Annotated in this window: 17 protein-coding genes; 13 read left to right on the top strand and 4 right to left on the bottom strand. The window is 65.8% G+C overall.

The annotated features are described in order from the left end of the window. The first annotated feature begins 215 nt into the window (after window positions 1-215). Window positions 216-2,591: a TonB-dependent receptor gene (locus tag QPK31_RS25570; protein WP_290425716.1), complete on the top strand. Its 2,376-nt coding sequence runs from the start codon at window positions 216-218 to the stop codon at window positions 2,589-2,591. Window positions 2,592-2,626: 35 nt separating this feature from the next. Here the strand turns inward: QPK31_RS25570 and QPK31_RS25565 are convergent, their stop codons facing one another. Continuing rightward, window positions 2,627-4,771, bottom strand: coding sequence for a TonB-dependent receptor family protein (locus tag QPK31_RS25565; protein ID WP_374045842.1), 2,145 nt, complete (start codon window positions 4,769-4,771; stop codon window positions 2,627-2,629). 261 nt (window positions 4,772-5,032) lie between these two features. Here QPK31_RS25565 and adh point away from each other — a divergent pair, with 261 nt between their 5' ends. From adh to QPK31_RS25515, 10 genes are all read left to right on the top strand, one after another. Then, window positions 5,033-6,553 carry an aldehyde dehydrogenase gene (adh, locus tag QPK31_RS25560; RefSeq protein WP_290425715.1) on the top strand — a complete coding sequence of 507 codons (1,521 nt, stop codon included), beginning with the start codon at window positions 5,033-5,035 and terminating at the stop codon, window positions 6,551-6,553. 16 nt (window positions 6,554-6,569) lie between these two features. Then, the gene (locus QPK31_RS25555; protein WP_290425714.1) at window positions 6,570-7,034 is read left to right on the top strand and encodes a DUF779 domain-containing protein; all 465 of its coding nucleotides are present in this window, start codon (window positions 6,570-6,572) and stop codon (window positions 7,032-7,034) included. A 21-nt stretch (window positions 7,035-7,055) separates the two neighbouring features. Next, a complete protein-coding gene (locus QPK31_RS25550) occupies window positions 7,056-8,162 on the top strand; it encodes an S-(hydroxymethyl)glutathione dehydrogenase/class III alcohol dehydrogenase (RefSeq protein WP_290425713.1) in 1,107 nt (368 codons plus the stop codon). A 28-nt stretch (window positions 8,163-8,190) separates the two neighbouring features. Beyond that, window positions 8,191-8,787, top strand: a complete 597-nt coding sequence (gene gfa, locus QPK31_RS25545; protein ID WP_290425712.1) for an S-(hydroxymethyl)glutathione synthase — start codon at window positions 8,191-8,193, stop codon at window positions 8,785-8,787. 130 nt (window positions 8,788-8,917) lie between these two features. Next, the gene (locus QPK31_RS25540) at window positions 8,918-9,277 is read left to right on the top strand and encodes a hypothetical protein (protein WP_290425711.1); all 360 of its coding nucleotides are present in this window, start codon (window positions 8,918-8,920) and stop codon (window positions 9,275-9,277) included. A 215-nt stretch (window positions 9,278-9,492) separates the two neighbouring features. Continuing rightward, window positions 9,493-11,298, top strand: a complete 1,806-nt coding sequence (locus QPK31_RS25535) for a methanol/ethanol family PQQ-dependent dehydrogenase (protein WP_290425710.1) — start codon at window positions 9,493-9,495, stop codon at window positions 11,296-11,298. 127 nt (window positions 11,299-11,425) lie between these two features. After that, window positions 11,426-11,854: a cytochrome c gene (locus QPK31_RS25530; RefSeq protein WP_290425709.1), complete on the top strand. Its 429-nt coding sequence runs from the start codon at window positions 11,426-11,428 to the stop codon at window positions 11,852-11,854. Beyond that, entirely contained in the window at window positions 11,851-12,735 is an 885-nt protein-coding gene (locus QPK31_RS25525) for a quinoprotein dehydrogenase-associated putative ABC transporter substrate-binding protein (RefSeq protein WP_290425708.1), read from the top strand. The genes QPK31_RS25530 and QPK31_RS25525 overlap by 4 nt, the downstream gene beginning before the upstream one ends. 7 nt (window positions 12,736-12,742) lie before the next feature. Next, window positions 12,743-13,582, top strand: a complete 840-nt coding sequence (locus QPK31_RS25520) for a hypothetical protein (protein ID WP_290425707.1) — start codon at window positions 12,743-12,745, stop codon at window positions 13,580-13,582. A gap of 37 nt (window positions 13,583-13,619) precedes the next feature. Next, on the top strand, window positions 13,620-14,627 hold the full coding sequence (locus QPK31_RS25515) for an ATP-grasp domain-containing protein (protein ID WP_290425706.1): 1,008 nt from the start codon (window positions 13,620-13,622) through the stop codon (window positions 14,625-14,627). Window positions 14,628-14,657: 30 nt separating this feature from the next. On the opposite strand, the gene QPK31_RS25510 is transcribed toward QPK31_RS25515, so the two are convergent. Together QPK31_RS25510 and QPK31_RS25505 are read right to left on the bottom strand one after the other, a co-directional pair. Next, window positions 14,658-15,629 carry a beta-propeller fold lactonase family protein gene (locus QPK31_RS25510; RefSeq protein WP_290425705.1) on the bottom strand — a complete coding sequence of 324 codons (972 nt, stop codon included), beginning with the start codon at window positions 15,627-15,629 and terminating at the stop codon, window positions 14,658-14,660. Between the two features lie 132 nt (window positions 15,630-15,761). Then, window positions 15,762-17,768, bottom strand: coding sequence for a sigma-54-dependent Fis family transcriptional regulator (locus tag QPK31_RS25505; RefSeq protein WP_290425704.1), 2,007 nt, complete (start codon window positions 17,766-17,768; stop codon window positions 15,762-15,764). A gap of 391 nt (window positions 17,769-18,159) precedes the next feature. On the opposite strand from QPK31_RS25505, the gene QPK31_RS25500 reads away from it, so the two are divergent. Next, entirely contained in the window at window positions 18,160-19,749 is a 1,590-nt protein-coding gene (locus tag QPK31_RS25500) for a DUF2868 domain-containing protein (RefSeq protein WP_290425703.1), read from the top strand. Continuing rightward, window positions 19,746-21,272 carry a DUF3482 domain-containing protein gene (locus QPK31_RS25495; RefSeq protein WP_290425702.1) on the top strand — a complete coding sequence of 509 codons (1,527 nt, stop codon included), beginning with the start codon at window positions 19,746-19,748 and terminating at the stop codon, window positions 21,270-21,272. The genes QPK31_RS25500 and QPK31_RS25495 overlap by 4 nt, the downstream gene beginning before the upstream one ends. Here the strand turns inward: QPK31_RS25495 and QPK31_RS25490 are convergent. Next, entirely contained in the window at window positions 21,247-23,289 is a 2,043-nt protein-coding gene (locus QPK31_RS25490; protein WP_374045841.1) for a TonB-dependent receptor family protein, read from the bottom strand. The two genes, QPK31_RS25495 and QPK31_RS25490, sit on opposite strands and share 26 nt — an antisense overlap. Window positions 23,290-23,621 lie beyond the last annotated feature (332 nt).

Genomic DNA, 23,621 nt, shown 5'->3' with positions numbered 1-23,621 from the left:
AAAGTAGGGTGGGGACTCGTCCCCACCGCTATGCCATCAACACAAAAACCGGTGGGTTCAAGAACCCACCCTACAAACCTGTTCAGGCAGCGTGACACACTTCCTTTCCGAACCTGTTCCGTTTTAGGACAACCGAAGCGGCCGCTCCCCCGTACGATCCATGGCACGTCCCTTGCTGGTGAGAGACTGATCAGTTGCTCACGACGGGACACCTCATGCAGCTTCGCGCAGCCATCCGGCAAGCCTTTGTTTTTCGTCCTCCAGTGCACGGGCACGAACACGTCTGTTGCCTGATTGCGGCGGCTGTCTTTGCGCCCTGTGCCGCAGCCGAGCCCGAACGGCCGGACAAACCAGAGGCCGCCATCCCGGTCGTCGAGGTCGTCGGCCTCGCACCCTTGCCCGGCCTGGGCATCGAGCGCGACCTGTTGCCATATCCGGTACAGCTCGCCACCGAGAAAGCCATCCGTAAATCCGGCGGCGAGAACCTGTCCGAATTCATGTCGCGCAACCTCACCGGCGTGAACATCAACGAAACCTCCGGCAGCCCCTTCCAGAACGACCTGACCTTCCGCGGCTTCCGTGCCTCGCCCGTGCTCGGCAGCTCACAGGGCATCTCGGTCTACCTGGACGGCGTACGCGTGAACGAAGCCTTTGGCGACGTCATCAACTGGGACATGCTGCCTGAATCCGCGATCGGCAGCCTGTTGTTGGTCCCCGGCGCCAACCCTTTGTATGGCCTGAACACCCTGGGTGGCGCGCTCGCCTTTACCACCAAGTCCGGCATGACCCATCCCGGCGGCGAATTCGAATTCTCGCTCACGGACGAAGGCCGGCGCCGCGCCGACCTGGCCTACGGCTGGCAGGGCGAGGGCGGCTGGCACAGCTTTATCGGCGGCACCTGGTTCGACGATGATGGCTGGCGCGACCACTCGTCCGGCCACCTCGGCAACGTGCTGGTGAAAGTCGGCCGTTCCCAGGGCGCCACCGACTGGTCGGCAACCCTGCTGGGCGGACGCAGCCGCCTGCTCGGGAATGGCCTGCTGCCCGATCCCTTGTACGAGGACAACCGGCATGCCGTCTACACCTATCCCGACACCACCCGCAATCGCCTGCTGCAGGGCACGCTGAACCTGGTCCACCGCTTCGGCCCGGACAGCGAATTGAGCGCCACCGCTTACGCCCGCAACAGCCGCCGCGACACCGTCAACGGCGACGTCAGCGAAGAGTACGACGACTACGTGGAAGACTGCGAAGACGGCTTCGATGCCAGCGGCGCCCCGCTCGAGCCGGACGAATGCGGTTTCACCCAGGCCGAAGGCGCCGCCCTGCATCCCGGCGTGCTGAACACGACCAGCACACGCCAGGAAAGCCGCGGCATCAGCGCTGCCTTCAGTACGCGGCGCGGTCCCTGGCGGCTGGACGCCGGCTTCAGCTTCGACCACAGCGAGGCCGAGTACGCCCAGTACGAACAGGAAGCCTTCGTGACCGATGCCCGCGAAGTCATCGGCGACCCCGACGAAGAGCGCGAACCATCGTCCTCGGTCGTCGGCAGTGCCCGCGCACTTGGCGTGTATGCCGCCGGCAGCTGGGCGGTCAATGCCGGCACCCAGGTGACCGCCAGCGCACGCTTCAACCGCGCACGCGTGAGCAATACCCTGACCAACGAACGCGGCGTCCAGCCACGGGAAAGTTTCACCTATACCCGCCTCAATCCATCGCTCGGCATCACCCACCAGCTGGGCGACGGCGCCATGGTATTTGCCAACGTCGCGCAAGGCAACCGCGTACCGACTGTCATCGAGCTCGGCTGTGCCGACCCGGAAAATCCTTGCCGCCTGCCGGTCGGACTGCAAGCCGACCCTTACTTGAAACAAGTGATTGCGCGCACAGTCGAAGCCGGCGTGCGGGGCCGCCTGTCCGGCGGCCAGTACTCGGTGTCCCTGCACCGCACCGTCAACCGCGACGACATCCTTTTCCTCAGCTCGCCTTCGCGCCAGGGCTACTTCGCCAACTTCGAGCGTACCCGACACCAGGGCCTGGACGCCACCGTCGCCCGGCAGTTCGGACCCTTGAATCTGCGCTTTGCCTACAGCTATCTGAAAGCCGTGTACGACGCCGACGGCGAACTGTTCACCGGCGCGCGCAATGTCGAAGTCGAGCGGGGCATGCGCCTGGCCGGCCTGCCGCGCCACAGCGGCAAGCTGGCACTCGACTGGACAGCCAGCCCGCAGCTGAGCTTCGGCGCCGACCTGCAGGCATCCAGCAGCCTGGTCACGCAAGGCAACGAGGATGGCTACATCGAAGACCCGGAACCCGGCGAGGATGCGGAACGCGCCGACTGGCGGGTACGCGGCCATGCCCTGGTGAACCTGCGCGCCAGCTATCGGCCGGCAGCGAACTGGGAATTCTTTGCACGCGTGAGCAATGTCTTCGACCGCCGCTACGAAACTTTTGGCGCCGTGGCGCCCGACCTGTTCCCGAACGGCCGGCAGCTCAGGCCGCACGAGGGCGAAGTCGACGCCGAGCATGCCCGCTTCGTCGCACCCGGCGCACCACGCACTTTCATTGCCGGCCTGCGCTATACCTTCTGAACACGCTGGCCGGCAGGCCCGGCCAGCAACCCGTCTCAGAAAGTGTATTCGGCGCTGACGCCCGCCATCCACTGGCGTCCCGGCGCCGCCTCGTAATAGCGCCGGTTGGTATCGCCAACAATCACCGAGCCGACATAATTGCGGTCGAAGATATTGTTCACCCGCAGGAATTGCTTGAAGCGCCAGCGATCGACCGACTGGCGCGCCTGGATGCGTGCATTCACCACCGCATAGCCCGGCGCGGCCGTTTCCAGGTTCGTGTCTTCCGCATAGATCTTGCCCGATGCCAGTGTCTCGATTGCCGCACCCAGGCGGCCGCCCGGTTCGGTCCAGGCCAGCTCGGCAAAGGCATTCGCACGCGGCACGCCAGGCAAGCGCTTGCCGGCGCTGACGCTGCCGAATCCCGTCTCGTAGGTCGCCCGCAGCAGGGTTACCGCGGCACGGGCGCTGAAGCCGGCCCCGAGCGACGACTCCAGGGATACCTCGGCGCCACGGCGCAGGGTCGAACTGGCATTGCGGTAACTGGTGCGTCCACCGCCGGCCGTGTCCACCACCATCTCGTCCTCGGTGCGCGCCTGGAACAGGGCCGCATTGATACGCGTGTCCTCGCCGAGTTGCGCCTTGGCGCCCAGCTCCAGGTGCTTGCTGCGCGCCGGTGCCAGGTTGAAGTTGAACCCGCCGCCGCTGTTCGAATAGAACAGTTCGTTCAGGGTCGGCGTCTCGAAACCGCGCGCCGCGCTGGCATACACATTCAACTGATCCGACACCTTGTACAGCGCCCCCAGCACCGGCGTGATGCGGCTGTAGTCGCTCGATCCGCTGTCGTTGCCATTGGCCAGGAAGCGGTCCTCCACGTCCACCTTCAGGCTGCTGCGGCGCAGGCCTGCCGTCAGTACCCAGGGGCCGCCGGCCCATTCGGTCTGCAGGTAAGGGTCGAGGTTCGAGAGGGTGTCCTTCTCGTTGCGCCGCAAGGCGCCCCTGAGGCCGAATTGGGTGCCGACAAAATTCTCGTAGCCCTGGCGGTCGTCGACCGAACGGCCGTATTCGATGCCGGCCGTGGTGCTGAGCTTGCCGCCAGCGAACTGGTGCACCGCTATCCACTGGACCTCCAGGCCATAAAAGTCACGGTCGAAATCGACCACGCCGCCGGAGTGGGTAGGCGGCGCCTGGAAGCCGCGCGAAAACGCCTGGTACTGGATCACTTGCCGCTTGCCGACATAGGCCATGACGCGCAGCCGGTCTTCGCCGAAACGCTGCTCGAAGGCGGCGCCGCCCTGCTGGTGGTCGATGCTCTTGCGCGTGTTGTAGCGCTCGGCCAGGGTGCGGTTCGGTAGCTGGGTGTCGGTCGTGTCGATTTCGCCGGCGCGCGGGTCGCGCCGGAAAGTGGCCCAGGTCACCCCCAGCGGATCTTGCGTATCGTCCTGATCCAGGCTGCTGGCGGTGATGGTCAGGCGGCTGTCCGCTCCCGGCCGCATGCTGAGCTTGGCAAAGCCCTGGTCGCGGCGCGCCGCGCTGTGGTCGCGGTAGCCATCGGTATCGAAGCGCGAGACATCGATCACGTAGCCGACCTTGCCTACTTCACCCTGGGAATTGATGTCGATCTTGCGCGTGCCGTCGCTGCCGCCCGACACCGTGGTCTCGACCGTCGGCCGGCCCTGGCCATCGCGGGTGAACAGCTGCACCACACCGCCGGAGTGATTGCCGTACAGGGCGGAAAATGGCCCGCGCAATACTTCGATGCGTTCGGCCATGTCGAGGTTGAAGGTAGCCGCCTGGCCCTGGCCATCCGGCATCGAGGCCGGGATGCCGTCGGCAATCAGGCGCACGCCGCGCACGCCGAAGGCGGAACGGGCCCCAAAGCCGCGCGAGGAAATCTGCAAGTCCTGCGCATAGTTCTGGCGGTTCAGCACCACCAGGCCCGGTACTGCCGCCAGCGCCTCCGAGGCATTCACGCGCAACTGGGCATTGCCAATGCGTGCGGCGTCGACCACGTCGATTGCCGCCGGAAAGTCGTAGCTGTCGTGTTCGATGCGGCTGCCGGTGACCACCACCACCGGTACCGGCGCCGCATCCGGCTCCGGCCCGGCGGCCAGCGCAGGCGCGCCCATGCCGCCAACGAGCACGGCACTGCCTGCATACAGGAGGGCAAGCGGCTTGCGCCGCAGGGGAAGCTGGACCATGCATGTCTCCGATATTGTTTGCGATTGACGAAGCAATAACTCTGCCAGAGCACACCAGGCCAGACGAAGACCTGAATGGCACGGCCCTTGCATAGCCTGGACTCTGCACACGCCACCTGCTGCCTGCCGAGGATGGAACCCTGCAAACGGCGCAGCACCTGTTCCAGATTAGGACAGGCGGCGCGGCACTGTTTCAGTTCTGGACGGCGCACTCGGCACCGATCCAGCCGGGGACCCATACAACATCAGAAAGAGGACGACATGAATCTCGCGGACATCAGCAAACTTGGCGTTGCCAACCCTTTCAAGCAGCGTTACGACAACTACATCGGCGGGAAGTTCGTGGCGCCGGTGAAGGGCGAGTACTTCCCCAACCTGACGCCGATCACCGGCCAGCCCTTCTGTGAGGTGGCGCGTTCCGGTCCCGAGGACATCGAACTCGCGCTCGACGCCGCCCATGCTGCGAAAGATGCCTGGGGCAAGACTTCGCAGGCCGAGCGCGCGGCCATCCTGAACCGCATCGCCGACCGCATGGAACAGAACCTGGCGACCCTGGCCACCGCCGAGACCATCGACAACGGCAAGCCGATCCGCGAATCCACTGCCGCCGACATCCCGCTGGCGATCGACCACTTCCGTTACTTCGCCGGCTGCATCCGCGCCCAGGAAGGCTCGGTGGCCCAGATCGACCACGAAACCTATGCCTATCACTTCCATGAGCCGCTGGGCGTGGTCGGCCAGATCATTCCCTGGAACTTCCCGATCCTGATGGCCGTGTGGAAGCTGGCGCCGGCCCTGGCCGCAGGCAATTGCGTGGTGCTGAAACCGGCTGAACAAACGCCGGCCTCGATCATGGTGCTGGTCGAGCTGATCGCCGACCTGCTGCCGCCGGGCGTGCTGAATGTCGTCAACGGCTTCGGCCTGGAAGCGGGCAAGCCGCTGGCCTCGAACAAGCGCATCGCCAAGATCGCGTTCACCGGCGAAACCACCACCGGCCGCCTGATCATGGGCTACGCCGCGCAGAACCTGATCCCGGTCACCCTCGAACTGGGCGGCAAGTCGCCGAACATCTTCTTCGAAGACGTGATGGATGCCGACGACGATTTCTTCGACAAATGCCTGGAAGGCTTTGCCATGTTCGCGCTGAACCAGGGCGAAGTCTGCACCTGTCCTTCGCGCGTGCTGATCCAGGAATCGATCTACGAAAAATTCATCGACCGCGCCCTCGCGCGCGTGGCCGCCATCAAGCAGGGCAATCCGCTGGACGCGTCCACCATGCTCGGCGCCCAGGCCTCGCAGGAGCAGCTGGAAAAGATCCTGTCTTACCTCGACATCGGCAAGCAGGAAGGCGCCGAAGTGCTGGCCGGCGGCGAACGCAACACCCTGCAGGGCGACATGAAGGAAGGCTATTTCGTTAAGCCCACCGTGTTCAAGGGCCACAACAAGATGCGCATCTTCCAGGAAGAGATCTTCGGCCCGGTGGTGGCGGTGACCACTTTCCGCGACGAAGCCGAGGCGCTGGCGATTGCCAACGACACCCTGTATGGCCTCGGCGCCGGGCTGTGGACGCGCGACGGCAGCCGCGCCTTCCGCGTCGGCCGCGCGATCCAGGCCGGGCGCGTGTGGACCAACTGCTACCACCTGTATCCGGCGCATGCCGCCTTTGGGGGCTACAAGCAGTCGGGCATCGGCCGCGAAAACCACAAGATGATGCTCGACCATTACCAGCAGACGAAAAACCTGTTGGTCAGCTATAGCCCGAAAGCACTGGGCTTCTTCTGAGCGGAACGAGGCGGCCATGGACAGCGCAGACAGCATGAACAGCGGCGTGGACAGCAGTGTGGACAGCAACGCGGATGGCAGCGCCGATGAGAAAGACGGCGGCGTGCCCGCGCGCGTGGTCGCCACCGCCGCCGCCCTCGACTTGATCCGCCAATTGCGCCAGCGCCATGGCCCGCTGATGTTCTTCCAGTCCGGCGGCTGCTGCGACGGCAGCGCGCCAATGTGCTACCCGCTTGGCGAGTTCAGCATCAGCGACACCGATGTGCGCCTGGGCGAACTGAACGATGCCCCTTTCTACATGGGCGCCGAACAGTTCGCCTACTGGGAGCACACCCAGCTGATCATCGACGTGGTCGCCGGCAACGGCGGCATGTTCTCGCTCGATAACGGCACCGGGCAACGCTTCCTCACGCGCTCGCGCCTGTTCAGCGACGCGGAACTGGCGCAACTGCCTGCCCCCGCCACAGGGGCATCTGCATAACGACACGATACCAAGGAAATCATGAAGACAAAAGCAGCCATTGCCTGGAAAGCGGGAGAACCGCTCTCCATTGCCGAGGTCGACCTGGAAGGGCCGCGCGCCGGCGAGGTCCTGGTCGAGATCAAGGCCACCGGCATTTGCCATACCGATTACTACACCTTGTCCGGCGCCGACCCGGAAGGCATCTTCCCGGCCATCCTCGGGCACGAGGGCGCCGGCATCGTGTTGGAAACCGGGCCCGGCGTCACCTCGGTCAAGCGCGACGACCACGTGATCCCCCTGTACACGCCGGAATGCCGGCAGTGCAAGTTCTGCCTGTCGCGCAAGACCAACCTGTGCCAGGCGATCCGCTCGACCCAGGGGCGCGGCCTGATGCCGGATGCGACCTCGCGCTTTTCCATCGACGGCCAGAAATTGTTCCACTACATGGGCACCTCGACCTTTTCCAACTACATCGTGGTGCCGGAAATCGCGCTCGCGAAAATCCGTGAAGACGCGCCCTTCGACAAGGCCTGCTACATCGGCTGCGGCGTCACCACCGGCGTCGGCGCGGTGGTGTTCTCGGCCAAGGTGCAGGCCGGCGCGAATGTGGTCGTGTTCGGGCTGGGCGGCATCGGCCTGAACGTGATCCAGGGCGCGCGCATGGTCGGGGCCGACAAGATCATCGGCGTCGACCTGAACCCGGCCCGGGTCGAGATCGCACGCAAGTTCGGCATGACCCATTTCATCAACCCGACCGAAGTCGGCAACATCGTCGACCACATCGTGCAGTTGACGGACGGCGGCGCCGACTTTTCCTTCGAGTGCATCGGCAACACCACCGTGATGCGCCAGGCGCTCGAATGCACCCATAAAGGCTGGGGCCAGTCCTTCATCATCGGCGTCGCCGCGGCCGGGCAGGAGATCAGTACCCGCCCGTTCCAGCTGGTGACCGGGCGCGAGTGGAAGGGTTCGGCCTTTGGCGGTGCGCGCGGACGTACCGACGTGCCGAAGATCGTCGACTGGTACATGGACGGCAAGATCAACATCGACGATCTGATCACCCACACCTTGCCGCTCGAACGCATCAACGAAGGTTTCGAGCTGATGAAGAGCGGGCAGTCGATCCGCTCGGTGGTGCTGTATTGAGGGAGCAATCAACCATGGAGACGCAATCATGAGCGACACGGACATGAACACCGCAGTCAAGATCCATCCCGCCGTCGACAACGGCATCCCCCCAGCCGCGCCCGGCTTTGCCGGCGGTACCCTGACCTGCCTGTGCACCAGCAATCCGGTCACGGTCGAGTTGACCAGCCAGGTTGCGCACAACCACGTATGCGGCTGCACCAAGTGCTGGAAGCCGGACGGCTCGCTGTTCTCGCAGGTGGCCGTGGTCGGCAAGGACAAAGTGAAAGTGACGGCCAACGAAGACAAGCTGCAGGTAGTCGACGAAAGCGCCACCATCCAGCGCCACGCCTGCCGCGATTGCGGCGTGCACATGTACGGGCGCATCGAGAACACCGGCCACGCTTTCTATGGACTCGACTTCGTGCATACCGAGCTGTCGAAGGAGAAGGGCTGGTCGCCGCCGGAATTCGCCGCCTTCGTCTCCTCGATCATCGAGTCCGGCGCCCGTCCGGAAAACATGGGCGCGGTACGGGCGCGCCTGAACGAGATCGGCCTGCCGCCTTACGACGCCCTGTCGCCGCCGCTGATGGATGCGATCTCGACCCATGTCGCCAAACAGCGCGGCGTGCTGAAGGACGCCTAGGACGAGCAGGCGCAAGCAGTCAGGCAACAAGCAATGCAATCAGCACGGTAACAAGCAATGTCATGAGCAATGCGCGACGCACGCCGGCGCACCGTACCTGCGCCGGCGTGCACGTTCACCGGAGACCCGAATGAAGCGATCCATCCTGCTGCTGTTGTCCGCCGCATCCGCAGCAAGCCTGGCGGCGCCCCCCGCTGCGCAAGTCCACGACTATCCCACCAGCGGCCGTGTCGAGTACGTGCTTGAGTGCATGCAAAAGCATGACGGCAAGTATGAGTATCTCTACAAGTGCTCCTGTGTCATCGACCACATCGCCAAGCAGATGTCCTATGACGAGTACGTGACAATGTCGACGGCACTGCGCAACCAGACCATGGCCGGCGAGCGCGGTGCGCTGTTCCGCGATCCCGTGCCGGTGAAAGAGATGGCAGGCAAGTACAAGGCCTTGCAGGCCAGCGCTGACAAGGCCTGCTACGTGCCGCAGCGTTGAACCGAGCATCGATGCTGCGTCACGGATGACACAGCGCGGTGGCACAGTGCCTGCAGGGACTGTCACGAATCTGAACAAAGTAGACGGCAACAGCAGCCGGAGCGGAAGGCAGCAAGGTTGGCACGCTCTGTGCTGTGGAATAGAAGGGGCATCCCCAAGTCGCGGTTTGCAGGCCAAAGGAAACGGCCGCCGATAAAAACCATAGGAGACTTACCATGTCATTCCCAACAAGACTCATCCGCTGGTTGCCGTGCCTGGCGCTGCTTGCCGGACCGGCGCTGGCCGCCAATTCCGATGTGGAGCAATTGACCAAGGACCCGAAAAACTGGGCGATGCAATCCGGTAATTTCGCCAACCACCGGTACAGCGAACTCAAGCAAATCAACAGCAAGAACGCCAAGGACCTGCAGGTGGCCTGGACCTTCTCCACCGGCGTGCTGCGCGGCCACGAAGGCGGGCCGCTGGTCATTGGCGACACCATGTACATCCACAGCCCCTTCCCGAACAAGGTGTTCGCGATCGCGCTGGAAGACCAGGCCATCCGCTGGAAATACGAGCCGAAGCAGGACCCGACCGTGATCCCGGTGATGTGCTGCGACACCGTCAACCGCGGCGTGGCCTATGCCAACGGCAAGATCTTCCTGCAGCAGGCCGACACCACCCTGGTGGCGCTGGATGCCAAGACCGGCGCCGAGCTGTGGAAAGTCAAAGTCGGCGATCCGAAGATCGGCGAAACCACCACGAATACCCCGCACGTGTTCAAGGACAAGGTCCTGACCGGTATCAGCGGCGGCGAATTCGGCGTGCGCGGCCGGGTTACCGCGCACGACATCAACACCGGCAAGGTGGTGTGGAAAGCCTACAGCACCGGCCCCGACAACGAGCTCATGGTCGACCCCGCGAAAACCATGACCTGGACCGACGGCAAGATGGCGCCGATCGGCCCGGATTCCTCGCTGAAAAGCTGGCAGGGCGACCAGTGGAAGCTGGGCGGCGGCACCACCTGGGGCTGGTACAGCTACGACCCGGCGCTGAACCTGGTCTATTACGGCACCGGCAACCCGAGCACCTGGAACCCGCGCCAGCGTCCCGGCGACAACAAATGGTCGATGACCATCTTCGCACGCGACCTCGACACCGGGCAGGCCAAATGGGTCTACCAGATGACGCCGCACGACGAGTGGGACTATGACGGCGTCAACGAAATGATCCTGGTCGACATGAAGGTCAAGGGCCAGGCGCGCAAGGCCCTGGTGCACTTCGACCGCAACGGCTTCGCCTACACCCTCGACCGCGTGAGCGGCGAACTGCTGGTGGCCGAAAAGTTCGATCCAAAGGTCAACTGGGCGACCCACGTCGACATGAAGAGCGGCCGTCCGCAAGTGGTGGCCAAGTACAGTACCGACAAGAACGGGCCCGACTTCAATTCGAAGGGCATCTGCCCGTCAGCGCTCGGCACCAAAGACCAGCAGCCGGCCACGTATTCGCGCAAGACCGGCCTGTTCTACGTGCCGACCAACCATGTTTGCATGGACTACGAGCCTTTCCAGATCGAGTACACGGCCGGCCAGCCGTATGTCGGCTCGACGCTGTCGATGTATGCGGCGCCGAACAGCCATGGCGGCCTGGGCAATTTCATCGCCTGGGATGCCAGCACCGGCAAGATCGTCTGGTCCAAGCCCGAGAAATTCTCGGTGTGGAGCGGGGCGCTGTCCACCGCCGGCGACGTGGTGTTCTACGGCACCCTGGAAGGCCACATCAAGGCGGTCGACCATAACGGCAAGGAGCTGTGGAAGTTCAAGACCCCCTCGGGCATCATCGGCAACGTCCATACCTGGGAGTACAAGGGCAAGCAGTACATCGGCGTCCTGTCGGGCATCGGCGGCTGGGCCGGGATCGGCCTGGCGGCTGGCCTGACCAAGGGCACCGAAGGCCTGGGTGCGGTGGGCGGCTACAAGGACCTGGCCAAGTACACCGAGCTGGGCGGCGTGCTGACGGTGTTCGCGCTGCCTGACCGCTAGACCGCTAGCCGCACACCACGCCGTGCCGCGCGGCGGCTGCAACGCTGCCGCGCACTTCGATGAACACCGGACACGGCGGCCGGCGCAGGATGCCGGCCGCCGCGCCCACGCTTTGCCAGGAACCGAGATGAAATCATTGATGAAAGGGGCGCGCAGCGCAGCCCTGTGCTGGACCCTGGGCGCCATCGCCGCCATTGCAGCCGCCGCACCCGGCGCCGTGCTGGCCGCCGATACGCCGCCGTATAAAGTCGCCGAAGGCAACAAGGTCGACGCCCAGACCCTGAGCGGCTGGAAGACCTGGCGCGCCATGGCCTGCGAACGCTGCCACGGCGCCGCCCAGGAAGGCATGGTCGGGCCCTCGCTGGTCGACAGCCTGAAGGTCTTGAGCAAGGACCAGTTCAAGGTCGTGGTGCTGAAGGGCCGCATCGAAAAAGGCATGCCGAACTTCGACGGCAGCAAGATGGTGACCGAGAACATCGACAGCCTCTACGCCTACCTGAAAGGGCGTTCCGACGGCGCCATCGAGCCGGGCCGGCTGCAGGAGATCGGCAAATGAGGAGCTGGCGCTTCCTCGCTGTGCTGGCCGGATTGCTGGCGGGGCTGGCCGGATGGTCGGCCCCGGCCGCGGCGCAATCCGGCGCGGCCGATGCGCCGGGCGCGGACAAGGTGCTGCGGGTCTGCCAGGACCCGAACAACCTGCCGCTGTCGAACCGGGCCGGGGAAGGCTTCGAGAACAGGATCGCGGCGCTGTTCGCCCAGCAGCTGGGCTGGAAGCTGGAGCACACCTGGTTCCCGCAGCGCATGGGCTTTATCCGGAATACCCTGCGCGCCAAGGAAGAGCATTCCGAGCGCTTCAAGTGCGACCTCGTCACCGGGGTCGCCAAGGGCTTCGACCTGGCCGCCAACACCCATTCCTACTACCGCTCCAGCTATGCCATGGCCTATGTACAGGGGCACGGCCTGGACAAGGTGCGCAACCTCGACGACCTGCTGGCGCTCGACGCCGGGCAGCGCAAGAAGCTGCGCATCGGCGCGTTTGCCGGCTCCCCGGTCACCGAGTGGCTGCTGCAGAACGGCCTGATGGAGCAGGTAAACTGGTACCAGAGCCAGACCGGCGACGCCGAGCAGTATCCCGGAGAAATCGTTGAGAAGGACCTCGCCAGCGGCAAGATCGACGTTGCCTTTGCCTGGGGCCCGATCGCCGGCTACTTCGCCAAGAAGGCGCGCGGCGCGAACATCGTCGCCATCCCGCTGCAGTCGCGCCCGGGCATGAAGTTCGACTTCGAAATCGCCATGGGCGTGCGCCATGCCGACAAGGATTTCCGCCAGCTGATCGACCGCCTGATCGACACCAACCAGGGCAAGATCCAGGCAATCCTCGAAGAATACGGCGTGCCGCTGGCGGCACTGCCGCCTCCCAAGTCTTCTCCACCTTGAGGACACCATGATCCGCATCCAGCAACAGCGCGGCAGGAGCGCAGGGCCGCTGCATGCCGCATGGGCCTGGGCCTTGCGCGTGGCGCCCGTGCTGTTCATGGCCTTGCTCGTGGCCCTGGGCGCCGGCACTGCCTATGCCCAGCCGGTGTCGCCGGCCGAGGTCCTGCTGTTCGAGACCAACCACCTGGCCAGGACCAGGGCGCCGTCGGCGCTGTTCTACGATTTTCGCAAGGTCAGCAACGTCGAAGCGGGCTTCACCGACACGGTGGAGCTCGATCTGACGAAGGAAGACGGGCACATGCATGCGCGCCTGCGCTTTCTTTCCGGAGAACGCAAGCGCGAGCTGCCGGACATCGACGATGCCCACGGCAATCCGGTCCTGCTTGGCTTTCTCGAACATGACATCGCCGAGATGAAACGCCTGACCGGCGGCTCCACCACCTATTTCCGCAAGCGCATCCGCATGGCGCTGGCCAACACGGCGCAGGTGAGCAAGCAGACCATCAGTTTCCAGGGCAAGTCCTACGACGGGCAGGCCGTGCGCATCCAGCCTTACCTGGACGACCCGCTGCATGCGCGCTTCGAGGCTTACGTGCACAAGACCTATACCTTCATCCTGAGCGATGCGGTTCCGGGCGGCGTTTACCAGATAGCGACCACCCTGGGAACGAGCGGCCCGGGCCGGACCATCAACGCGACAGCGGACGCGGCAAAGGGTGTGCAGGCGGGCGTGCAGCCGGGGGCGCTGGCCGACGGCCGGGTGGCCAAGCGCCCGGAGAAGGCAAGCGACCCGCCATCGATTGAAGAAACACTGACCCTGGTCAGGGTTACCGACCAGAAGCGCTAAGCCTGGGAATGCAGGCACGTCACCACCGGAGGACGCCATGGCGCGCTTGAAAGTGCTCGCATTCGACTACGCCATCGCCGGTGGTCCGGGCGCCCGCGTGGTGCCCTGCGCGCTGGCGCAACAGGGCGGCATGCTGCTCCAGGCCTTGCTGGCCGACCTGGGCGCCGTGCCCGAAGTCGAATTGCACACCATGCCAAGTGCCGGCGATGCCGGTTGGCCTGCCGCTGCGCTGCCGGGCGACCAGGCCTTTGGCGAACGCTTCGCCGACTGCGTGCAGGCTGCCGATGCCGTCTGGCCGCTGGCACTGGAGAGCGAGGGCTTGCTGGAAGGCGTGTCGCGCGACATCCTGCGCGGCAAGCGGGTGCTGCTGGGCAGCGCGCCCGGCGCCGTGCGCGTGGCGTCCAGCAAGCGCGAGATGGCGCGTGCCTTGCTGGAGGCGGGCGTGCCGGCGGTGCCGACCTACAGCCCGCATGCGAGCCTGCCGGACGGACCAGGCGCCTGGGTGGTCAAGCCGGACGACGGCGCCGGCTGCCTCGACACGCGCCTGTTCAGCGACCGTGCGGCGGCGCTCGCCCACGTCCGCGCCCATGCCGCACAGGATTACGTGCTGCAGCCCTTCGTTGCCGGCGAGCTGGGCAGCCTGTCCCTGCTTTGCTGCGACGGCAAGGCCTGGCTCTTGTCCTGCAACCGCGAGCGCGTCGCCGTGCGCGACAACCGTTTTCACTTCCTCGGCAGTACCGTGAACGGCCTGCTTGACGCGGACGGGACACTGGCCAACCTGGCGCAGCAGGTAGCAGCCGCCTTGCCCACACTCTGGGGGTATGTCGGCGTGGATTTCATCCGCAGTGCGCGCGGGACCGTGGTGCTGGACGTGAATCCGCGCCTCACGGCCGCGTATGCCGGGCTGCATGCCTCGCTCGGCTGCAATCCGGCCGGGCTGGTGATCGACCTCCTGAAAGGACCGGGCGCGCTGCAGGCATCAGGGCTTCCCGCTACGCGGCGGCGCGCCGTGTGCGTCGATGTCGACAGCTTCGGCCAGCCCTGAAGACCAGCGCCAGCCAGGCCTGCAAAATACTTATTTGATTACCACGCCCCAGGGCAGCTTGCCGACCGGGATGTCGCGCAACTTGGTGCGGCTGGCAGTGTCGATCACCGAGACATTGTTGCTGCGTCCGTTCGCCACATACAGCTTCTTGCCGTCCGGCGTGAGCGCCATGTTCCAGGGGCGCTGGCCGACCGGAATCGTGGCCACGACCCGGTTGCTGGCGGTATCGATCACCGACACGTTGGCGTCGCCGCCGTTCGACACATAGACCTGGCCTCCACCCGGGTGCACGGCGATACCGTTGGCGCGCAGCCCAGCCTTGATGCGCGCGACAATCGCGTAGCCCGTCGTGTCGATGACGAAGACCTCGTTCGCGTTCTCGGTGGCGACATAGGCCCGGCTGCTGTCGGGCAGGAAGCCGATGCCGCGCGGCCGCGCGCCGACAGCCACCTGGGCCACCTGCTTGCGGCTGGCAAAATCGATGATGTCGACGGCGTCGCCTTCCTCGGCGCTGACGAACAGCAGGCGCCCGTTCGGGCTGAATACCGCGTGTTCGGGGTTCTTGCCGTGCACGGGAATCGCAAACGCCAGCTTCCCGCTGCGGGTATCGGTGACCGCGATTTCGTTCTTGCCTTCGATCGCCGCCACCACCCAGCGGCCGTCGGGCGAGATCGACACGCCTTCGGGCGACTCGCCCAAGGCCACCGCGGTGCCGAGCTTGCGCGTGGCCAGGTCGAGCACCTGCAGGCGGTTGTTCGGCTGGTCGCTGACATACAGCCGGCGCCCGTCGGCGCCAACGGCCAGGCCGCGCGGCTTGGTCCCGCCCGGCATTTCGCCGACCACCTGGTCGTTCGCGGTGTCGATCACGGAGATCGTGCCGCTGCCTTCGTTCGGCACGTAGGCAAACGGGGCGGCGAGGAGCGGTGCGGGCAGGGCGACAGCGCAGGCCGCAAGGCAGGCCAGCACGGCTGGCGCGATGCGGCGGATGGATGGCTTGGTCATGCTTTCTCCATGAGCAGGTGAAACGAGCAGGCAGTGCGGCAGCGAAGGGGCGGTAATGCAGGCAATAAGCCAGACAGCAAGCCAGGCAATCATTCAGGCAACAAGCCCGGCAGCCCTGCATGCGGCCCGGCGTCAGTGAAACAGCGCCTTGTCCGGATGCTGGATGTTCAGGCGCTGCAGCTTGCGGTACAGGGTGTTGCGGCTGATGTTGAGTTCGCGCGCAACGCCGCTCATGTTCCATCCATGGCGCTCCAGCGCCTGCAGCAGCACCTCGCGTTCCGCGCTTTCGAGCGCCGTCAGGGCCGGGTCCGGTGCATCGCCCGGCAGTGCCAGGGGCGCCGTGGGGCCGGATGCCGGCGCCACGGCGAGCGCCGGCGCGGCATCGTCGAGGTCGAGCCGGTATTCCGGCGGCAGGTCGCGCAGGCCGAGGCTGTCCGATTCGCGCAGCGCGATCATGCTGCGCAGCAGGTGGCGCAGCTGGCGCACGTTGCCGGGCCAGCGCAGCCGGTCGAGCGCGGCCAGCAGGGCTTCGTCGAGTTCCACCACGCTGCCGTCGTCGCTTTCCTGGGCAACCAGGTGGGCGATCAGGGCGCGGCGGTCGGCGCGTTCGCGCAAGGGCGGCAAGCGCAGCGTGACGCCTTGCAACCGGTAATACAGGTCTTCGCGGAATTCGCCGGCGGCGATTTTCTTCGTCAGGTCGCAGTGGGTGGCGCTGATCAGGCGGATGTCGAGCTTGACGGGCGCTTCGCCACCGAGCGGCACCACCTCGCGCTCCTCGAGCACGCGCAGGAGCCGCGCCTGCAGGGTGAAGGGCATGTCGCCGATCTCGTCGAGGAAGAGGGTGCCGCCATTCGCCTGCAGCAGCTTGCCGCGCTGGCCATCCTTGCTGGCGCCGGTAAAGGCGCCGGAGCGGTAGCCGAACAGTTCGCTTTCGATCAGGGATTCGGGAATCGATGCGCAATTGATGGCCACGAAAGGCTTGGCCGCGCGCGGGCCGGACAAGTGCATGGCGCGCGCGAATACTTCCTTGCCGGTGCCGGTCTCGCCCAGCAGTACGGTGGACACGTTGCGTTCGGCAATGCGGCGGGCCGTGGCCACATGGCCGGCCAGCACCGGGTCGCCGAACTGCACGGTGTCGAGCGCGCATGGTGCTTCCTGGATGGCGGCATTGGTGTGCTGCAGGCTGCGCGGCGCACGGCGCACGCCATTCCCGGCCACCGGCTGGTAGACCACGGCGAAGAAGCGCGCGCTGTTGCGCACCTCGAAGATCGGCACTGGGTGGAAGGCGCGCCGAATGCTGTTGTCGACCAGGCCGGGGAAGGTGACGTTGAAGAGTTCGCCGATGTCGCGGCCGGCGATCTCGGCCGGGCTGCTGAAGCCGAGCTGGAACAGGGCGCCGCGGCTGGCCGCCAGTACCTTGCCTTCCGCGCTCAGGGCGATCGCGCCTTCGTGCAGGGTGCCGACGAATTCGGGCCGGTTATGGAAGCGCAGGATGTAGTCGTGGCGGAACTGGTGCAGGAAGACCCGGTTCTCGATCATCTGCACCGACATGCAGACCAGGGCCAGCGTGTGCTGCTGGGCCAGGCGCGATTCGCCGGAAGCGTCGAGTACGCCGACCAGCTCGCCCTCGTGGTCGAAGATCGGGGCGGCGGCGCAGCTCAGGCCGATATTGCGCGACAGGTAGTGTTCGTCGCGGTGCACGGTGATCGGGCGCCGCTCGACCAGGCAGGTGCCCATGCCGTTGGTGCCCTGCACGCGCTCGCTCCAGACGGCGCCCTGGGCCAGCCCGGTCTTGGAGGCGGCATGGGTAAAGGCGGGGTCGCCGAAATAGTTGAGCAGCACGCCTTCGCGGTCGGTGAGCATGATGGCGTAGCCGGAACCGGCCAGCTGCTGGTAGAGGTTCGCCATTTCGACCTTGGCGACCGCCTGGACGTCGGCCAGGCGCGCCTGGCGTTCCTGCAGTTCGATGGAGGCGACGACTTCGGGCTCGGCGCAGGTGCCCGGGTCGAGCTGGTAATCGTTGAGACATCGGATCCAGGACCGGGTGATCCGGTTCGCGGTGCCCAAATGGTCGTTACCGATCCGGTCCTGGACGACCGAACGGACGCGCTTGACGTGTTCAACGGCAAACCTCGACATGTTGTCTCCTGGGTCCGTAGCTGACGCCACGCGCCGGCGCGGCTGCCGCTACTTTATGGACTGTTCTTATACGTTCTACACACCCCAACTCGGCTACAGCATACACCTTGTACGTACAAATTGTCCCGCCAGTTTATGCCGGCGACGAATGGAAGGAGCGGGCATAGCGCGCATGACAGACCGGCGTCAGGAACAGGCCGAAGAGCGGGAACATCGACGAGTATCGGCGGTCATGCGCAAAAAACCAGCTATGCAAACTATCAGGTTTTTTGCGGAACAACGCAATAGACGGCCTCGCGCAGGGTGTGTTGGCACGGCCCGTGTGGGGCCTGTCGCCAATCTGCGGCACAATACCCATATGATGTTGCCAATCCAATAAAACGGGAGACGCATGAACGAACAGGTAGCAAGGCGCGTCGTACTGGTACGCGCCATCGAGACCGCCGACGCCGGACACACGGTGCTGAGCGAGGACGACCGCAAGTACGCCAGCCGCAGCGCGCGCGAACTGGCGGCCTGGCAGGCATCCGACAGCAAGAGCGCGGTAACGCAAGCGCATTTCCTGCAGCAGCGCTCGGAGCAGATCCTGAAGCGCCTGGCCGAGCGCACGCCGGCTTTTGCCGCCTTCCAGAAGCGCGCCTTCGGCCTGCCTGGTTTCTGGGCAGCGCTGCCGCTGCTGGCGTTGTTCGCCGGCGCGCTGCTGGACCGCATTGCCGATCCGCACCGCGTGGATTTGCTGTCGGCGCCGCTGCTGTTCATCGTTGGCTGGAACCTGCTGGTGTATGCCGTGCTGCTGGTGTGGGCGCTGGTTGCCGGCCTGCGAGGCGGCCGCAAGACAGGCTGGGCCGGCCAGGGGCTGCTGCGCCGCCTGAGCGTGGGCAAGGTGGCGCCGCCGCGCAAACTGCCGGCCGCGCTGGCCACGGGCGTGGGCAATTTCATGGCCGAGTGGGCCCAGCTGAGCGAACCGCTGACCCGCCTGCGCCTGTCGCGCACGGTCCACCTGTCGGCCGCCGCCTTCGCGCTCGGCGCCGTCATCTCGCTGTACGCGCGCGGCCTGTTGACCCAATATGCTGCCGGATGGGAGAGTACCTTTCTCGACGCCTCCCAGGTGCACACCCTGTTGTCCTGGCTGTTCACGCCGGCCCTGACCGTGTTTCCCTTCCTCGAAGGGTTCACCCTGGCCGACATCGAAGCGCTGCGTTTCAATGCCGATGCGGGCATGGGCGCCGTTGCGGCTGCCGGCGCCGGCATGGCCGCCCCAGGCGCTGTACCCGGCGCGGTTGGCAACGCCCTGGCGAACGGCGCCGGCGCGGGCGAACGCTGGGTGCACCTGTACGGCGCCACCATCCTGTTGCTGGTGATCCTGCCGCGCCTGGTGCTGGCTGGCATAGCCGGGCTGCGCGCAGGCCGCCTGGCGCGGCGCTTCCCGCTCGATCTCGAACACCCCTACTTCCGCAAGCTGGCCGACAGCATCGGCGCCGGCACCCCGGCCGTGCTGCGCGTGCTGCCCTACAGCTTCACGCTCGACGAAGCCCGCGACCGCGGCTTGTGGACCGTGGCCGCCATGGCGCTGGGCGCCCAGGCGCGCGTGCTGCTGCGTCCGACCGTGCCCTACGGCGAAGAGCCGAAGGAAGCACTGCAGGCGGCATTGCAGGATGCGCGCTTCGATGAAGCTGGCGTGACCGTGACCGCCGCCCTGTTCAACCTGGCCGCCACCCCGGAAAAGGAAAACCATGGCGCCTTCCTCGATTACCTCGGCCGCAACAGCAAGCGCGGCGTGGCCGTGCTGCTGGACGAATCCGGCATGCTCGAGCGCGCTGCCGGCCAGGCTGGCGCCGAGGCGCGCATTGCCGAACGCATTGCCCTGTGGCGCCAGTTCTGCAGCTTCCACGGCACCGCCGCCACGGTGGTGAACCTCCTGCAACCCGAGCGCCACCCGATCGAACTCGGCGCTGGCCTGGCCCTGCCGGAGCTGCGATGAACGAGGCGCCCGTCAAGATCCAGTTTGCGCTGGTATCGCATACGAATAACGGCAAGACCACGCTGGCCCGCACCATGACCGGCGTGGACGTGGGCGAAGTGCGCGATGCCGCCCACGTGACCACCTTTGCGGAAGCCCATCCACTGCTGACCAGCCCGGCCGGTGACACCTTGCTGCTATGGGACACCCCCGGTTTTGGCGATTCGGTACGCCTGCTCAAGCGCCTGGCCATGGCGGGCAACCCGATCGGCTGGTTCTTGCGTGAAGTGTTTGACCGCTACCGCGACCGTCCGTTCTGGCTGAGTCAACAGGCTTTGCGCGCGGCCAAGGATGAGGCGGATATCGTGCTTTACCTCGTCAATTCAGCGGAACCTCCGGGTGACGCCGGCTATCTACCAGCAGAGATGAACATCCTCGAATGGCTGGGCAAGCCGGTGGTCGTGCTGCTCAACCAGATGGGGCCGCCCCGCCCGGGCACGCAGGAAACCGCGGAAGGGCAGGAGTGGAAGCAGCACCTGGCACGCTTCCCGGTGGTACGCGAAGTGCTGGCGCTGGACGCGTTTGCACGTTGCTGGGTGCACGAGCATGTGTTCTACGAAGCGGTGGCGCCGCTGGTCGAGCCGGACAAGCAAGCTGGCTATGCTCGCCTGCGCGCCGCATGGGAAGCCGGCAACCGCCAGCGCTACGCCAGCGCGCTGCGCATGACGGCCGAGCAGGTCGCCAGCGCGGTGCGCGACAGCGAAGCCGTGCCGGAAGAAGGACGCGGCATGGTGCGCAGCGCGCTCAAGGCCGTCGGGCTGGGCAAGGACGAGCAGAAGCGGCAGGAAGCGGCCATGGCGGCGCTGGTCGAGCGCCTGAACGGGGAGATCAACAAGACGACGATGCGCATGCTGGTGCTGCACAAGGTCGACCCGGGCGAGGCGGAGGCGATCAACGCCCGCGTGCGCGAGAACTTCGCGGTACGCGCGCCGATCGACAAGGCCCAGGCCGGGCTGCTCGGCGCGGTCGTGTCGGGAGCGGCGACCGGGCTGTCGGCCGACCTGATGGCGGGCGGGCTCACGCTGGGCGGCGGGGCGCTGCTGGGCGCGATCGTCGGTGGACTCACGGCTGCCGGCGCCGCCTGGGGCTTCAACCAGCGGTCCGACCGCAACGAGGCGGCGGTGCAGTTCGCCGACGCCTTTTTGCAAACGCTGCTGGTGGGCGCCGTGCTGCGCTACCTAGCGGTGGCCCACTTCGGCCGTGGGCGCGGCAATTACGTGGCAAGCGAGGCGCCGGCCTTCTGGCAGGCGGAAGTCGAGGAAGCGTTAAGGACACAGGGAGGCGATCTGCCTGCCTTGTGGCGTACCGTGCGCGCCGCCCCACATACCGAGGCAGCGCTGGAGAGTGTGCATGGCGTGGTGACGCGGGTGACGAATGCCACCCTGGCCAGGCTGTATCCCGGCTTGGCGCTGCCCGGCACCGAGGTGCAGCCCGGGGTTGCGGCACAGCCGGAGACCGTCAGCGGAACTGGTACTGCGCGCTGATGCCGAGCACCCAGTTACGGCCGGGCGCCGGTTCGTAGAAGCGGCGGTTGCTGTCGCCGACGATCACCGAGCCGATGTAGTCGCGGTCGAACAAGTTGTTCAGGCGCGCAAACTGCTTGAAGCGCCACTGGCCGATTTCCTGGCGCGCCTGCACGCGTGCGTTGACGATGCCATAGCCCGGCGCCGGTGTAGCGGTGTTGGCGTCGTCCGGATTTACCTTGCCGGTGGCGAGCGTTTCCAGTGCGGCGCCCAGCTTGCCGTCGCTGGCGGTCCAGCCGAGTTCGCCGTACAGGCTGGCGCGCGGTACGCCGGGCAGGCGGTTGCCGGCCGGGATGGTGCCGAAACCGTCCTCGTAGGTGGCGCGCAGTACGTTGGCGGCAACGCGCGCATTCAGGCCGGGGCCGAAACGCGTATCGAAAGAGAGTTCGACGCCGCGGCGCAGGGTCTCGCCGGCATTCCGGTAGCTGGTGCGTCCGCCGCTCGAGGCGTCGACCGTCAGTTCGCCGTCGGTGCGGACCTGGAACAGGGCGAGGTCGAGACGGGAATCGGCGCCGAGCATGGTCTTCACACCGGCCTCGAGGTTGGTGCTGCGGCTCGGCCGCAGGCCGAAGTTGAAGCCGCCGCCAGTGCCTGAATAGAACAGTTCGTTCAGGGTAGGCGTTTCGAAACCGCGGGCGGCGCTGGCATACAGGTTCAGGCTCGGCGTCAGCTTGTACAGGGCGCCAAGCACGGGGGCGGTGCCGCTGTAGTCGACGCCGCCGCTGTCGTTGCCATTGCTGACGAAGTCATCGGTCACATCCACGTCCAGCGAGGTGCGGCGCAGCCCGGCAGTCAGTACCCACCGGCCGCCTTCCCATTCGGTTTGCACGTACGGGTCGAGGCTGGACAGGTCGTTCTGTTCGTCGCGGCGCAGGCGGCCGCGTACGCCGAACTGGTCGCCGACAAAGTTTTCGTAGCCCTGGCGCGCGTCTTTCGAGCTGGCGTATTCCAGGCCGATTGTCGTGCGCAGGGTGCCGCCGGCCAGCGTACGGACGTCGCGCCAGTTGAGGTCGACGCCATGGAAGTCGCGGTCGAAGTCGACCACGCCGCCAGAATGGGTGGCCGGCGCCTGGAAGGCGCGCGAGAAGGACTGGTACTGGATGACTTCGCGATTGCCGCCATACACGGTCAGCTGCAGCCGGTTGGCGCCGAAGTTCTGCTGCCACTGCAGGCCGGCTTGCTGGTGATCGATGCTCTTGCGCGTATCGTAGCGATCGGCAAAGGTGCGCTGCGGCGATTGGGTATCGCTCGTGTCGATTTCGCCGGCGCGCGGATCGCGCTGGAAAGTCGCCCAGGTAATGCCAAGCGGATCCTGCGTATCGCGCTGGTGGAGCGAGTTGGCGACGACCGTCAGTTTGCCGTCCTTCGAGATTGGCACAGTCAGCTTGGCATAGCCTTGCTCGCGCGTGGCTGCGCTGTGGGCGCGGTAGCCATCGGTCTCGAAGCGCGAGCCGTCGAGCACGTAGCCGATCTGGCCGGCTTGACCCGAGGCATTCAGGTCATATTTGTGCATGCCGTCGCTGCCTGCGACAGCGCTGAATTCCACTTCCGGTGGACCCTTGCCGTCGCGGGTGAACAATTGCACCACGCCGCCGGAATGGTTGCCATATAGCGCAGAGAAGGGGCCGCGCAATACCTCGATGCGTTCCGCCATGTCCAGGTTGAAGGTGGCGGCCTGGCCCTGGCCGTCCGGCATGGTTGCTGGAATGCCATCGGTAATCAGACGTACACCGCGTACGCCGAAGGCGGAACGGGCGCCGAAGCCGCGCGAGGAAATCTGCAAATCCTGGGCGTAGTTCTGGCGGTTCTGTACGACCACGCCTGGAATGGCGACGAGTGCCTCGGACAAATTGACGCGCGGCTGGGTATCGCGAATGCGCGCCGCATCCACCACGTCGATCGCAGCGGGAAGGTCGAAGCTCGCCTGTTCTGCGCGGCTGCCGGTCACGACGACCACCGATACCGGCGTCTGTGGCACCTCCGGCGCTTGAGCAAATGCCGTTGTTGATAGAGAGGCCAGCAGTGCCGGAACGAGTTTAAGACGGGCAGGGCAGGTAGGCATTGCAGAGTTGATGTGTTGATGAGTTGGCAATCATAGTATGTCTTGCTGAAGAGCGTCGCCGCGATTGCGGCACTGCCGCACGAAAGGCCTTGCCAGGCAGGCGAGGCATTTGTTATAGTTCGGTCCCTCGCGAAAACGACAACGAAATCAAGTAGTTGACGGGTGTAGCGGGAAGCCGCGGAAAACGCGGCGTAGCAAAAAAGAGAAGTTGACGAAGCAAACGAAACACTGCATAATCTCACTTCTCT

Origin of the sequence: Massilia sp. YIM B02769, assembly GCF_030411995.1 — a bacterium.
Taxonomy (GTDB): Bacteria; Pseudomonadota; Gammaproteobacteria; order Burkholderiales; family Burkholderiaceae_D; genus Telluria.
Note: the sequence above shows the minus strand (reverse complement) of the source record. Positions and strands in the feature narration are given on the sequence as shown.

What these genes read in the sequence shown, in the direction of transcription:
- QPK31_RS25520 (WP_290425707.1), top strand. Translation starts at nt 12,743, where the DNA reads ATGATCCGCATCCAGCAACAGCGCGGCAGGAGCGCAGGGCCGCTGCAT.
- QPK31_RS25570 (WP_290425716.1), top strand. Translation starts at nt 216, where the DNA reads ATGCAGCTTCGCGCAGCCATCCGGCAAGCCTTTGTTTTTCGTCCTCCA.
- QPK31_RS25555 (WP_290425714.1), top strand. Translation starts at nt 6,570, where the DNA reads ATGGACAGCGCAGACAGCATGAACAGCGGCGTGGACAGCAGTGTGGAC.
- QPK31_RS25550 (WP_290425713.1), top strand. Translation starts at nt 7,056, where the DNA reads ATGAAGACAAAAGCAGCCATTGCCTGGAAAGCGGGAGAACCGCTCTCC.
- QPK31_RS25505 (WP_290425704.1), bottom strand. Translation starts at nt 17,768, where the DNA reads ATGTCGAGGTTTGCCGTTGAACACGTCAAGCGCGTCCGTTCGGTCGTC.
- QPK31_RS25515 (WP_290425706.1), top strand. Translation starts at nt 13,620, where the DNA reads ATGGCGCGCTTGAAAGTGCTCGCATTCGACTACGCCATCGCCGGTGGT.
- QPK31_RS25530 (WP_290425709.1), top strand. Translation starts at nt 11,426, where the DNA reads ATGAAATCATTGATGAAAGGGGCGCGCAGCGCAGCCCTGTGCTGGACC.
- QPK31_RS25565 (WP_374045842.1), bottom strand. Translation starts at nt 4,771, where the DNA reads ATGGTCCAGCTTCCCCTGCGGCGCAAGCCGCTTGCCCTCCTGTATGCA.
- gfa (WP_290425712.1), top strand. Translation starts at nt 8,191, where the DNA reads ATGAGCGACACGGACATGAACACCGCAGTCAAGATCCATCCCGCCGTC.
- QPK31_RS25525 (WP_290425708.1), top strand. Translation starts at nt 11,851, where the DNA reads ATGAGGAGCTGGCGCTTCCTCGCTGTGCTGGCCGGATTGCTGGCGGGG.
- QPK31_RS25495 (WP_290425702.1), top strand. Translation starts at nt 19,746, where the DNA reads ATGAACGAGGCGCCCGTCAAGATCCAGTTTGCGCTGGTATCGCATACG.
- QPK31_RS25540 (WP_290425711.1), top strand. Translation starts at nt 8,918, where the DNA reads ATGAAGCGATCCATCCTGCTGCTGTTGTCCGCCGCATCCGCAGCAAGC.
- QPK31_RS25510 (WP_290425705.1), bottom strand. Translation starts at nt 15,629, where the DNA reads ATGACCAAGCCATCCATCCGCCGCATCGCGCCAGCCGTGCTGGCCTGC.
- QPK31_RS25500 (WP_290425703.1), top strand. Translation starts at nt 18,160, where the DNA reads ATGAACGAACAGGTAGCAAGGCGCGTCGTACTGGTACGCGCCATCGAG.
- adh (WP_290425715.1), top strand. Translation starts at nt 5,033, where the DNA reads ATGAATCTCGCGGACATCAGCAAACTTGGCGTTGCCAACCCTTTCAAG.
- QPK31_RS25535 (WP_290425710.1), top strand. Translation starts at nt 9,493, where the DNA reads ATGTCATTCCCAACAAGACTCATCCGCTGGTTGCCGTGCCTGGCGCTG.